We start from the raw sequence: 12,957 nt of genomic DNA, 5'->3' as shown, positions 1-12,957 counted from the left end.
TTAATCTACGTAAAATTTTTGCTTAAACTTTAATGTTTGAAACTGATTACCTTGTTGGATTTCAATTTCAAAACGTAAAATCTCTTCGTTGGTGTAATCTACTTGTGCTAGATAATAAATTGAATCGCCTTCAACGACTTCTTTAAAGTTAAGGGTTTGCTTGTTACCTAATAAGTTTTTAGCGGTACCTTGTAATGTCGCTTTTTGAGCGGCTTTATCTGCATTATTTTTTAATATTGAAATATTAACAATGCCTTTATAGCCACTACGCTCAAGGTCATAAGCTTTAGCTATTTGCGGTTGAATAAACGTTGATGGAAAGGCTATGTAATGAACTTGCCAAGGGCCTAGTTCTTTGTATTGGGCGCCTTGTTCTTGAGCGCTGTGTGCATTAAATGCTAAAGCGAGACAAGCAATAAAACAAAACTTTATTAAACGTTGCATGGTTAACTCCTGAGTATGTAAAAAAGAGGCGCTAGGCCTCTTTTATATTACGTTGTGCTTAAGCTAAAAGGTCCATTAGCAGCATTTGTAAAAACTGAATGCCGATGATCAGTACCAATACCGATAAGTCTAAGCCTCCTAGTGGCGGTAAGATTTTACGGATTGGCTTTAACATTGGCTCAGTAAGCTGATGGAATACCGCTTCAATTGGGTTATAGCCTTGGCTTACCCAGCTTAAAATAGCGCGGATGATTAACACCCAAAAGACTAAATTTAAACCTTCTTTTAAAACAGTTATTAGCGCCTGTATAAGCACAGGTTGAATAGCCCAAGAGCTATAAATAAGCCACATTAATGTACTTATTTTTGCCGCAGCCACTATAAATGCCAGCAACAAAGAGGCTAAATCAAGCCCGCCTAGCCCTGGAATGATTTTTCGCAGCGGGTTAACTGCAAACGAAGTGGCTTTGACCACAAATTGGCTCATCGGGTTGTAAAAGTCGGCTTTTGCCCACTGTAGCCAAAAACGCAGTAGTACCACCATTAAAAACAGATCAAACAAGGTGCTAATTAAAAATTGCATGGCATTCATAGTATAACCTTCAATAAAAAATGGTTTTAAAGTTCTTGTTCCATTTGCACTGCACGCGCAATACACGCATCCATTGCATCACCCACAGTTTGGGTTAAACCTTGCGCTTTTAAATGCTCAACAGCTGCATGCGTGGTACCGCCTTTTGAGGTTACATTGGCGCGCAGTTGCGAAATGCTAATATCTGGTTGGCTAAGTGCCATTTCAGCTGCGCCTAGCGCTGTTTGCTGTACTAAGCGACGCGCGTCTTCATCATTAAAGCCAAGTGCTTTCGCTTTTTCTTCAATCGCTTCCATAAATAAGAAAAAGTAAGCTGGCGATGAGCCTGTCACAGCAATGACATCGTTAATTTGCGATTCTTGCTCTACCCACACAACTATACCTGTACATTCAAAAACTTGTTGTACAAATTCATGTTCGCTTTGCGTTTCGCCAGCGCCATACAAGCCCGATACACCACGGCCAAGTAACGACGGTGTATTTGGCATACAACGCACCATTTTCACATCTTGGCCAAGCATTTCACGTAAGCGTTTAACGGTTAAGCCTGCAGCGACTGAGATAAATAATTTATCACTAAAGTCGATGCCTGAATCTTGAAATGATTGGCACAAGTCGCCCATCATTTGTGGTTTAACAGACAGAACAATGACATCTGCATCGCGCATAGCTTCGTTATTGTCACTGGTGGTTTGCACCTTAAAGTCGGATGCTACCTTGGCTAGTTTTTCTTGGTTGCGGTTAGTTGCAATAATATTGTTTGCGTTAAAGCCGTTTTTTACCATGCCACCAATGATGGCGTAGCTCATATTACCTGTGCCTATAAATGCGATTTTTTTATCTGACATATGTCTGTTATCACCTTTTAAGTTCGTGTTCCAAAAATATCTGTGCCGATCCTCACCATGGTTGAACCTGCCGCTATGGCAGCCTCTACATCGTTACTCATCCCCATCGACAACGTATCTATATGAGGATATTGGGTCTGTAGTTTATCAAAGCAAGTTTGTAATTGCTCAAAATATTGAATTTGCGTGTTAGCATCGTTACTTTTTGCAGGAATAGCCATTAGTCCGCGTAATTTTAACTGTGAACACTGACTTATAAATTGCGCTAGTTGGTCAATCTCTTCTATGGTACAGCCTGATTTAGCATCTTCTGCGCTAATATTAACTTGTATCAGTATATTAAGAGCGGGCATTTCCTGTGGGCGCTGAGCGTTTAAGCGTTTTGCTATCTTTAGTCTATCGACGCTTTGTACCCAGTCAAAATTAGCAGCCACCAAAGCGCTTTTATTTGACTGTATAGGGCCAATGAAATGCCAAACAATATCGCTAAATGTAGCTAGTTGGGCTATTTTATCTACAGCCTCTTGAACATAAGATTCACCAAATTGGCGTTGCCCTTGCTCATATGCTGCCATAATATCAGAGACGGGTTTGGTTTTAGATACTGCAAGTAACGTAATGTCGTTACTATTGCGCTGTGCATTTTGCGCTGCCTCTGCAATTCTAGCGTAGGCGGATGTGAGTCGTTCTGCTATTGTAACCATATATTTATCAGTTAGTTGTGGAGTCATAAATGGATATCACCGAATTATTGGCATTTAGTGTGCAACATAAAGCATCAGATTTGCACTTATCATCAGGGGTGTCACCTATGATACGTGTTGATGGCGATGTGCGACGAATTAATATACCAGCACTTGGAGATAAAGAAGTCAGCAGTCTGGTTTATGACATTATGAACGATAACCAGCGTAAGGACTATGAACAAAATCTCGAAGTGGATTTTTCTTTTGAAGTCCCTAATTTAGCACGTTTTCGTGTAAATGCCTTTAACTCTAATCGTGGTCCTGCTGCCGTGTTTCGTACTATCCCGAGTGATGTATTGACACTTGAAGATTTGGGCGCGCCGGAAATATTCAAACAAATTTCAGATAACCCACGAGGCTTAGTATTAGTTACCGGCCCTACAGGCTCAGGTAAGTCGACTACACTCGCAGCCATGGTGGACTATATAAATCAAAATAAACATCATCATGTACTGACCATTGAAGATCCTATCGAATTTGTGCACGATAATAAACTCAGCTTAATTAACCAGCGTGAAGTTCACCGCGATACACATAGTTTTTCTAATGCCTTGCGAAGTGCATTGCGTGAAGACCCTGATGTTATTTTGGTTGGTGAGTTACGAGATCTAGAAACTATTCGCCTTGCTATGACTGCTGCTGAAACTGGTCACTTAGTGTTTGGCACTTTGCATACCACGTCGGCACCTAAAACCATTGACCGTATTATTGATGTATTCCCTGGTGAAGAAAAAGACATGATCCGCTCTATGCTTTCTGAATCATTGCGTGCGGTTATCTCACAAACACTGATCAAGAAGGTCGGTGGAGGGCGAGTGGCTGCACACGAAATTATGTTGGCAACGCCTGCTATTCGTAACTTAATTCGTGAAGATAAAATTGCTCAAATGTACTCATCGATTCAAACCGGTGCGTCGCAGGGCATGCAAACCATGGATCAATGTTTAACGAATCTAGTTAACCGAGGCATTATCACTCACTCAGCGGCGTATACAAAAGCACAAGATAAGACGCAGTTTAGCGCTTAAGGAATTATTATGACTTTATCTCTAAATCACTTTTTACAAATAATGATCGACAAAAAAGGCTCTGATCTATTTGTATCAAGCCAGCTGCCTATTAGCGCTAAAATTAATGGCGAGCTGATACCTCTTAATGATGACAAACTAACCGATGAGCAAGCGCTGGAATTAGTTGAATCAGCGATGAGTGAAAAGCAAAAGGCAGAGTTTCATAGCACCAAAGAGTGTAACTTTGCAATTGCAACCAGCGAAGGGCGCTTTCGTATTTCGGCTTTTTGGCAACGTGACAGAGCAGGGATGGTTATTCGCCGGATTGTGACCCAAATACCTGATGTAAAAGAGCTGGGATTGCCCTCAGTACTTACTGATGTGATTATGTCAAAGCGAGGCCTGGTATTATTTGTAGGTGGTACGGGAACCGGTAAATCAACATCACTGGCAGCACTGGTTGGTTATAGAAATCGCCATCAGCGCGGGCATATTCTAACCATAGAAGATCCAATTGAATTTGTGCATGAGCACCAAAAAAGTATTATTACCCAACGTGAAGTGGGCTTAGATACAGAAAGCTTTGAGTCAGCACTAAAAAGCTCTTTACGCCAAGCGCCAGATGTTATTTTGATTGGTGAAATTCGATCGCAAGAAACTATGGAGTATGCGTTAAGCTTTGCAGAAACAGGTCATTTATGTGTTGCCACCTTACATGCTAACAATGCTAACCAAGCTATTGATCGTATTATGCACTTAGTGCCAAAAGAGAAGCACGATAAGCTTAAATATGATTTAGCATTAAACTTACGCGCTATTATTGCCCAGCAGCTTATCCCTACCTCTGATGGTGAGGGACGTGCTGCTGCTATAGAGGTATTATTGAATACGCCAATGGTGAGTGAGCTGATTAAAAACGGTAACATTGGTGGTATTAAAGAAACTATGGCCAAATCAACTGAAATGGGCATGCAGACCTTTGACCAAGCGCTGTTTGAGCTTTACAGACAGCAACGGATTAACTATGCCGATGCACTTCATCATGCAGACTCGCCAAATGATTTACGTTTAATGATAAAACTACGTAATAACGAGCAGCAAGGGGCAGGCTTTTTGCAAGGTGTAACCATTGATGGCCTTGATGATAAAGGTAATATTACCTAAGGACAATTAACTCGTTGCTGCCTACATGGATGTAAGCCAGTAGAACAACGTAGGAGCAATTATCGAACCCACTAGGTTACAAACCTCGCGCCGCGATTAAATTGCCCCTAGTTTGAACGAGTTTTAATCCGTAAAGACTAACAGACCCTAGTCAAAATCCACGCATAAAAAAAGCGCTTTAAGCGCTTTTTTTGTTAAATCAATTTATTCGCCATAACTGGCTTCAAAAAAGCTCTCTAGGATGATCACCGCAGACATATTATCTACGTTGCCTTTACCTAAGTTTTTATAACCACCACGTTCAAACAACCGTGCTTTAGCATCAGCGGTAGTTAAGCGTTCATCTTGAGTATGAACCGCAATACCGTAATGATTATGCAATCGATTGGCGAACTTTTTGGCTTTAAAGGTGACCTCTTGAGAAGTGCCATCCATATTAAGCGGTAAGCCAACCACCATTAAGTCAGGTTGCCACTCTTTTACCTGCACAGCAATGTCATCCCAATTAGGGATGCCATCTTGAGCTTTCACCGCTTTCAAACTGGTGGCGCTGCCTGTCAATTCTTGACCAATTGCGATACCAATGCTCTTAGTACCAAAATCAAATCCCATTACGGTGCGCTCACCTTGCGGTTTTACAGTTTTTTTAGTCATGTTTGTCTTTTATGTTATTAGGCATGTCCAACTTCAGGGCTTAATTGGCTAACATCAAAACCAAGCATAGAGACTGCCATTTCCCAGCGCTTTTCCACTGGGGTATCAAAAATTATTTTAGGGTCGGCTTTTATAATCAACCAGCTATTATCAAGTAGCTCTTGTTCTAGCTGGCCTTGCTCCCAACCTGAGTAACCTAAGGTAATTATAAATTGCTCGGGTGCTTGAGCAGTAGTTAATGTGGCTAATACATCTTTTGAGGTAGTGATCATAATATCACTACTCAACTTTTGGCTTGCCGAATACCCCGGTTTTGGTGAATGTAGTACAAAGCCACGATCCGTTTTTACCGGCCCGCCAGCATACACTGTCACTTGCGCAGCATGTTGCGACTTATCGTTATCAATATCAATTTTGTCGAGTAGCTCACCTACGGTAACATCAATCGGCTGATTGATAACAAGTCCCATAGCGCCTTCTTCATTGTGTTCACAAATATAAGTGACCGCACGTTTAAAAAAAGGGTCTTGCATTGATGGCATTGCGATTAAAAAATGATTTTCTAATGACTGCATAATTTTTACCCTTTTAGTTATTGAATCTTGAGTATGGCATAGTCCCATGTTTTAACACTAAAATTTATTCAACTTTAAGCGGTGACTATAGAAGCGCCACTGCTTAAATTTTGTTATGGCTTTAATATTATTTACTAAGCTTTCTCTCTATAGCATCAAATAAAATACCGGTAATAGAAATCTCGTAAGCGGCCTCAATTTCTTTAACACAGGTTGGTGCTGTTACGTTAATTTCAGTTAACTTATCGCCAATGATATCTAAGCCAACAAATATTAAGCCTTTTTCTTTCAATGTAGGGGCAACTGCTTGAGCAATTTTAAGATCTGACTCACTAATTGGGCGTGCTTCACCACGTCCGCCGGCGGCTAAGTTACCGCGCGTTTCGCCGTTTTGTGGGATACGCGCTAAACAATAAGGAATAACTTCACCATCAACAACCAATACGCGCTTGTCACCTTGAGTGATCTCTTCAATGTAATTTTGCGCCATCGCAAAGCGACTGCCATGCTCAGTTAAGGTTTCGCATATTACGCCAATATTGGCATCATCTGCTTTTACTCTAAAAATAGAAGCACCACCCATACCATCCAGTGGTTTTAAAATAATATCTTTGTGCTCGGCTAAAAATTCACGGATTTGCTTTTGGCTGCGCGTAACTAACGTATCAGGTGTATGCTCACTAAACCAAGCGGTAAATAGTTTTTCATTGGCGTCACGCAAGCTCTGTGGCTTATTAATAACTAAAGTACCCGCTTGCTCAGCACGTTCTAAAATATAGGTTGCGTAAATATATTCAGTATCAAAAGGCGGATCTTTACGCATTAAAATAACGTCTATGTCAGCCAGTGCAATGGTGGTTTTTTCTTCAAGTTGGTACCACTTTTCTGCGTTATCAAAAACCTGTGCTTTGGCTGCAGTAGCGTAGGCATTGCCTTGACGCAGCGATAAATCATCCATTTCCATGTAGTAAATTTCGTAGCCACGGGTTTGCGCTTGCATCATCATTGCAAAACCGGTGTCTTTTTTAATATTAAATCCACTAATAGGATCTGAAATAATACCTAACTTAATTGCCATGCGCTGTGCCTTAGTTTATGTGTTTTTTACAACTGTAATCTTGATATGTGGGTGCTTTTAGTTATTTCAATTAGCTAAATCGCCAAATTGTAATTGCAGTGCGCTTAAAACGGTTAACGCTGCTGTTTCTGTGCGAAGTACCCGCGGGCCTAAGCGAATATCTACAAATTCTTGTTGCTTTGTTTGTGCTATTTCATCGTCGGTAAATCCGCCTTCAGGCCCTACTAAAAAGCGCACGCCGTCATCGGGAACGGTAATGGTTTTAATACTGTGTTCGGCGCGAGGATGCAAAGTTAATTTAATGGCAGCTGTTTGCTGTTCAAGCCAGGTTTTTAAATCAACAGGTGAGTGTATTTTTGGCACAAAGTTGCGCCCAGATTGCTCTGCTGCGGCAATGGCTATTTTTTGCCATTGCTGGTGTTTTTTTTCTAAGCGGTCGCCACTTAGCTTTACGCCGCAGCGCTGGCTAAAAATAGGGGTGATTTCAGTGATCCCTAATTCAACAGACTTTTGAATGGTAAAATCCATTTTGTCACCACGGGATACGCACTGGCCTAAATGAATTTTTAATGGTGATTCAACGTCATGAGGATTAAATTCAAGCGGCATAACAACCACGCTCTTTTTACTCACCTCAATAATTTCACTTAGAAACTCTCCGCCTTCACCATTAAAAATAGAAACCTGCTCGCCTACTTTCATGCGCAACACACGGCCTATGTGCCCTGCAGCATCATCGTCTAGGTTTAAAGGAGTATTAAGGGCAATTGGTGATGATTGATAAATATGAGGCACTCGCATGGCAAATCACTTTTTTACATAGAAGTTATATCCCTCTATGGTAAGTAAGCAAAGGCTTGGGTGCAATTATTTATTTTTCATATTCAGGGACTGCAAGCTCTGTTAGTTCTTGTGCGGTTTGGGCTATATCGGTATCACAGGACAAATGATTTGAATGGCACTCTTCATTTATGGGGTTAATGTCATAGCCATGATTGGTTTGGCTAATAATATAGCGTTTTTCATGTAATGAATTATAAATAAAGCGCTGTGTATCATCAGCGAGCAAATAATCTGTTTGGTTGAATAATACGCCTTGAACATTGTGGTGTTCGTGAAGGTAGCTGGCCAGTTCTGAAATACTGATTTCGTTCTCAATATCGCAATAGCAATAATCTTTAACGAGTTCATCAAACATCATTTTAACCAGCTTTTGCGTGTTCGCACCGGCTATTATGATGTCCTTTTTAGCAGCATCATTAGTATTTATGTAATGTTTTACAAATGCTCGGCTGAACTCGTTATCTATATCGATTAATAGATAACTTCCTGTTTTAATTGCCATATGCCTAAAGTCCCTGTTAATTTACCAAACAATTAAATAGGGACGTTAAGCAACGGCTAAATTTAATGAGTTTGGTACTAAATTGAAAACATACTTATTAATAAATAACCAATAGCACAAAATACAGCAAATTCAATACAGGCAATGCCAATATTATCCTGATGATCGACTTCAAGTGCGGTATCTATATTTGGCATTGAAATAATTTTTATAATATACGTTAAACAGTATAGTAACAGCCACATCACACCGCAATGCATTACCAAAGTAAATAAGTTCTCTACCATTTTACCGTTTTGAAACGCCGCACTCGATAAACCAGCATACGCAGCAAGAGCTAAGCCTATTGATTTACCCGCATAGCGAATACCAATGGAGGTGTTTTCTAAACCAAAGTTACTTTGCAAAGAGGCCCCTTGGTTGGCTTTAGCAAAGCGGTTTTCGCGTATTTTACTGTCTAGGGCAAACATGCCTTGTAAAACAAAAAAGCTTACCGAGGCTATTAATAAATTACTAAAGCCTTGAGTGTGTGTCCACGTATATAAACCCAATACTAAAATGCAGTTGGCAATCAGCATGCCTGAATCAACCAACGCAGCACAAACGTTTTGTTTTAATATAGCTGCTTCTTCATTAAAGCGGCGTAAAATCCATTTACGGTGGATTAAATGTCCCATTTTTATAAACGAAAATAACAGCACAATTAATAAAATGACTTTCAGCGGATTTGATTGAGCGGTGCTAATACTAATTTCATCGAACAAAAATGCCATCGTGGCGATCACGACTGATATTTCAGAAGCAAAACTAATTCCCATTGCAAAGTTATCATGTTGCGCTAATTCTTCTTTAAGTGCTTGTTTTGCTTTTATTTGAGTAATAATTCTTAAACTGATGATAATAATACAAATAACCACAAAACTAATAGCAATCGCAACTAAACTAGTGTTAGATAATGACAAGTATGACATGGTGTTCCTAAATAGATTTACCTTGATAGGTTTTTAACCATTCTAGTATGGTTATTGGTGAGATAAAAGAGGGTATTGATGAGTAACGACACGCAGCTTCCTATTGAATTACAAAAACTGGGTGAAACGCGTTTTGCAACGCTGTATCCCGAACAACAAATCCAGCAGCAAATCGTGCGTTTATTAGCGTTAAGTGATTTTGCTTGGCGCAGTTTAAGCTCTCAACCTTCGCTGTTGTCTTGGTTGCTATGCGAAGTTGAAATTAATAATAGAGAAATTTCAGATCCCTTTGCAACACTTAATATAAATGAAGTAGAAGAGCAGCAGTGTCATCAATTACTGCGCCAATATCGTGAAAAGTACTGGCTAAAAGTCGCTTTTTTAGACTTATGTTGTGAAAACTCAATTGCGGATAGCATTAAATACATTAGTGAACTTGCCAATAAACTGATAGATAGTGCTAATCAATGGGCCTACAATAATGTTGCTAAAACTAATGGTGAACCATTAGATGAAGATAAAAACGCTTTACTATTAATGGTACTAGGCATGGGGAAGTTAGGAGGGCAAGAGCTAAATTACTCATCTGATATAGACCTTATTTTTGCATACCCCCGCAACGTTAAAACCCAAGGTGGTCGTCGCTCGCTCGAAGCATCTGTTTTTTATACTAAAGTGGCCCAAAAGTTAATTACAGCCCTGAACCAATGCACCGTGGATGGCCAAGTATTTCGGGTTGATATGCGTTTGCGCCCATTTGGTGAAAGTGGTCCGTTGGTGATGAGCTTTAATGCCATTGAAGACTATTACCAAGAGCAAGGGCGTGATTGGGAGCGCTACGCGATGTTAAAAGGGCGATTAATTGGCACGCCTAGTCGTTATTGGCAGGAATTTAATACTTTGCTGAGACCTTTTGTTTATCGCCGCTACATTGATTTTTCTGTGATTGAATCGCTTAGAAAAATGAAACTCATGATTGCCCAAGAAGTGCGTCGTAAGCGCTTAACTAATAACATTAAATTAGGTGGTGGCGGCATTCGCGAAGTTGAATTTATTGTTCAAGCATTGCAAATGGTCAGAGGCGGCAGAGAAGCAAATTTACAAACACAATCTTTATTAACTGCATTAGAGCAGCTAACAGTTAGCCAAGTGATTGATGAGCATGAAGCCAGAGGGCTTAAAAATAACTACCTTTATTTACGTAGGATAGAGCAATACCTACAAATTTTTGATGATCAGCAAACACAAACTCTGCCTGATGATGAGCTAAATCAGCAACGGCTGAATGTATTGTTGAAACAAGACAATATTGACTCAGCTATTGAAAAAATAGAACAGGTCATGGCGCAAATTCATAATGAGTTTATTCAGGTAATTGGTGAAGAAACTGAACCACTTGATACTTGTGAAGGCGCGTTTATAAGTACTTGGGATCATGGTGATGTTAGCTTTTTGAATGAACCAAGAGAAGAGTGGCAAACACCATTACATGACTTCAAACAGCGCCTATCTAAAGCCAAAGTGGGCAACCGTGGACGCGACATTCTTGATAAATTAATGCCTGCATTACTAAAACAATTAAACGACTTTAATGCTACTGCCAGTGCGTTTACAACGGTATGCCAAATACTAAATAAAATTATTTCGCGCACCGCTTATTTAGAGCTGTTGTATGAAAACCCTGGAACGTTAAAGCAGTTAGTTTTGCTCTGTTGCCATAGCAAGTGGATTGGAGAGCATATTTCATTGTATCCCATTCTACTCGATGAACTTATCGACCCTGCAGTGCTGTATAAACCGACCCCATTAACAGCGTATAAAGATGAAATAAGACAGTATTTTTTACGTATTGAACATGACGATCTTGAACAACAAATGGAAGCATTGCGTCAGTTTAAACAAACCCATCAGTTACGGATTGCTGCCGCAGATGCCACTGGCGTTATTGATGTTATGAAAGTAAGCGATCACTTAACTGCACTTGCAGAAGCGATAGTTGATCAGGCTGTTAATATTGCTTGGTATCATTGTGTTAAACGTTTTGGCATGCCACCTAATACCAACGATGAACATAAAGGCTTTGCCGTTATTGCGTATGGAAAAACCGGTGGTTTTGAGGTGGGTTATGACTCTGATCTTGATTTAGTTTTTGTGCATAACCATGACGGTACCAGCTATACCAGCGGCGACAAGGCAATTGACTCAAGGCAATTTTATTTAAAGCTAGCACAGCGTTTAATGCATTTATTTAATACTCGTACTGCTTCAGGTATTTTATATGAATTAGATACTCGACTTCGTCCAGAGGGGGCATCAGGGTTATTAGCGATTAACTTAGAGAGTTTTAATCATTACCAACAAACCCAAGCATGGACGTGGGAGCATCAAGCTTTAGTCAGAGCGAGGCTGATTTTAGGCCAAACTGAATTAGTAACGCGTTTTGCACAAATTCGCGCCGAGATATTGTGTCAAAAACGTGATGTTGAACTGCTAAAAACCGACGTAATTAAAATGCGCGAAAAAATGCGTGGCCATTTAGCTAAAGGCAACGAGCAGCAGTTTGATTTAAAACAAGACGTGGGGGCGATGACCGATATTGAGTTTATCACCCAATATTTAGTATTAAAGTACGCTCATGAATTTACCCATTTATGCGACTATTCTGACAATGTCAGAATTTTAACGGACGCAGCTAAAATTGGTTGCATTACAGACACACAAAAACAGCAACTTATTAAAGCCTATATAGATTATCGCTCACGCTATCATGTGTTGAGCTTAGATCAGCAGGGTCGCTGCGTAAAACGTGAAGATTTTAGTGAAGATATTAAAAATGTCACGTCGATATGGCAGGCTATTTTTGAATTAAATTGAATAAATACATAGGCGCTCGATTATTATTGAGCGCCTATAAATCGCAGTTAATTGCTTAGTTTTAAACAGTTTGTACGTACAAATTCAGACGGCAGCTCGGTAATAACCGCTGCGCGTTGTTTAGGGCAGAAAAACGCATACACTTCATTTGAAAAATCATCATTTATAGAGCGGCTAACGCGGTATAAAGCGGAGTTAAAACTGCTATCTATTCGAAAGTGATCCTTAACAACGTAATCTTTGTCTAAGTACCACATTAAAGTAATACCTTCGTTATTAGCATATTGGGTTAGTACGGTACGCAAGGTTGAGTCACGTTGGAAGCGACGCGGGCCTACTTCTCCACTCCAATTTAAAGGCATAGGCTCTACTACAAAAGAACGCTGGTTTAGCGCTCTGTCGAGGCTAAGATCGGGTTTTTCGAGTTCAATTACAAATTTGTCATTGTCTTTATTGACAGAAATTCTATCTCGGATTGATGCATAAAACCGCGATAACCCTTCAGCCGCAGCGTTAGTGGTTTGTTGATAATTGAGTGACGACGAACCATTTAGTAGAAAGTAAATGGCTGCACCAATTAACAATAAAGCTAAAAGTATATATCTAATCCAAAACCACATGGCTGTTACTCATCTTTGTTATTTTAATAACCCATC

Annotated in this window: 14 protein-coding genes; 3 read left to right on the top strand and 11 right to left on the bottom strand. The window is 40.0% G+C overall.

The genetic code is table 11. The annotated features are described in order from the left end of the window. Genes ACNSN3_RS12410 through ACNSN3_RS12395 form a run of 4 tightly spaced genes read right to left on the bottom strand, consistent with a single transcriptional unit; the run spans position 1 to position 2,615 of the window. Complete coding sequence (locus tag ACNSN3_RS12410; RefSeq protein ID WP_010391596.1) at positions 1 to 444, bottom strand: DUF4426 domain-containing protein; 444 nt, start codon at positions 442 to 444, stop codon at positions 1 to 3. A 58-nt stretch (positions 445 to 502) separates the two neighbouring features. After that, positions 503 to 1,036 (bottom strand): YggT family protein, encoded by a 534-nt coding sequence (locus tag ACNSN3_RS12405; RefSeq protein WP_008113334.1) that lies wholly within the window; start codon positions 1,034 to 1,036, stop codon positions 503 to 505. Between the two features lie 26 nt (positions 1,037 to 1,062). Next, positions 1,063 to 1,884 carry a pyrroline-5-carboxylate reductase gene (gene proC / locus ACNSN3_RS12400; RefSeq protein WP_010391593.1) on the bottom strand — a complete coding sequence of 274 codons (822 nt, stop codon included), beginning with the start codon at positions 1,882 to 1,884 and terminating at the stop codon, positions 1,063 to 1,065. 17 nt (positions 1,885 to 1,901) lie between these two features. After that, positions 1,902 to 2,615 (bottom strand): YggS family pyridoxal phosphate-dependent enzyme, encoded by a 714-nt coding sequence (locus tag ACNSN3_RS12395; RefSeq protein WP_418607564.1) that lies wholly within the window; start codon positions 2,613 to 2,615, stop codon positions 1,902 to 1,904. A gap of 2 nt (positions 2,616 to 2,617) precedes the next feature. Between ACNSN3_RS12395 and ACNSN3_RS12390 the strand changes: the two genes are divergently transcribed. Together ACNSN3_RS12390 and ACNSN3_RS12385 are read left to right on the top strand one after the other, a co-directional pair. Next, a complete protein-coding gene (locus ACNSN3_RS12390) occupies positions 2,618 to 3,658 on the top strand; it encodes a type IV pilus twitching motility protein PilT (RefSeq protein ID WP_010391590.1) in 1,041 nt (346 codons plus the stop codon). Positions 3,659 to 3,667: 9 nt separating this feature from the next. Next, positions 3,668 to 4,804: a PilT/PilU family type 4a pilus ATPase gene (locus tag ACNSN3_RS12385; protein ID WP_054201910.1), complete on the top strand. Its 1,137-nt coding sequence runs from the start codon at positions 3,668 to 3,670 to the stop codon at positions 4,802 to 4,804. 204 nt (positions 4,805 to 5,008) lie between these two features. Here ACNSN3_RS12385 and ruvX read toward each other — a convergent pair whose 3' ends face one another. The 6 genes from ruvX to ACNSN3_RS12355 form a co-directional block, all read right to left on the bottom strand. Further along, positions 5,009 to 5,458, bottom strand: a complete 450-nt coding sequence (gene ruvX, locus ACNSN3_RS12380; RefSeq protein ID WP_013465849.1) for a Holliday junction resolvase RuvX — start codon at positions 5,456 to 5,458, stop codon at positions 5,009 to 5,011. 17 nt (positions 5,459 to 5,475) lie between these two features. Next, positions 5,476 to 6,033, bottom strand: a complete 558-nt coding sequence (locus tag ACNSN3_RS12375; protein WP_418607561.1) for a YqgE/AlgH family protein — start codon at positions 6,031 to 6,033, stop codon at positions 5,476 to 5,478. A gap of 127 nt (positions 6,034 to 6,160) precedes the next feature. Further along, a complete protein-coding gene (gene gshB / locus ACNSN3_RS12370; RefSeq protein WP_418607559.1) occupies positions 6,161 to 7,111 on the bottom strand; it encodes a glutathione synthase in 951 nt (316 codons plus the stop codon). A 66-nt stretch (positions 7,112 to 7,177) separates the two neighbouring features. Further along, on the bottom strand, positions 7,178 to 7,912 hold the full coding sequence (rsmE, locus tag ACNSN3_RS12365; RefSeq protein WP_055012525.1) for a 16S rRNA (uracil(1498)-N(3))-methyltransferase: 735 nt from the start codon (positions 7,910 to 7,912) through the stop codon (positions 7,178 to 7,180). A 70-nt stretch (positions 7,913 to 7,982) separates the two neighbouring features. Beyond that, positions 7,983 to 8,456, bottom strand: a complete 474-nt coding sequence (locus tag ACNSN3_RS12360) for a hypothetical protein (RefSeq protein ID WP_010391582.1) — start codon at positions 8,454 to 8,456, stop codon at positions 7,983 to 7,985. A 77-nt stretch (positions 8,457 to 8,533) separates the two neighbouring features. Further along, the gene (locus tag ACNSN3_RS12355; RefSeq protein ID WP_010391581.1) at positions 8,534 to 9,427 is read right to left on the bottom strand and encodes a hypothetical protein; all 894 of its coding nucleotides are present in this window, start codon (positions 9,425 to 9,427) and stop codon (positions 8,534 to 8,536) included. Between the two features lie 78 nt (positions 9,428 to 9,505). Here ACNSN3_RS12355 and glnE point away from each other — a divergent pair, with 78 nt between their 5' ends. Next, positions 9,506 to 12,301, top strand: a complete 2,796-nt coding sequence (glnE, locus tag ACNSN3_RS12350; protein ID WP_418607556.1) for a bifunctional [glutamate--ammonia ligase]-adenylyl-L-tyrosine phosphorylase/[glutamate--ammonia-ligase] adenylyltransferase — start codon at positions 9,506 to 9,508, stop codon at positions 12,299 to 12,301. A 47-nt stretch (positions 12,302 to 12,348) separates the two neighbouring features. Here the strand turns inward: glnE and ACNSN3_RS12345 are convergent, their stop codons facing one another. Continuing rightward, positions 12,349 to 12,921, bottom strand: coding sequence for a toxin co-regulated pilus biosynthesis Q family protein (locus ACNSN3_RS12345; protein ID WP_010391576.1), 573 nt, complete (start codon positions 12,919 to 12,921; stop codon positions 12,349 to 12,351). Positions 12,922 to 12,957: the final 36 nt, after the last annotated feature.

Origin of the sequence: Pseudoalteromonas sp. US3C1004, from assembly GCF_048401065.1 — a bacterium.
GTDB lineage: Bacteria > Pseudomonadota > Gammaproteobacteria > Enterobacterales > Alteromonadaceae > Pseudoalteromonas > Pseudoalteromonas undina.
The sequence above is the reverse complement of the archived record's forward strand: the minus strand, read 5'-3'. Positions and strand labels throughout refer to the sequence as shown.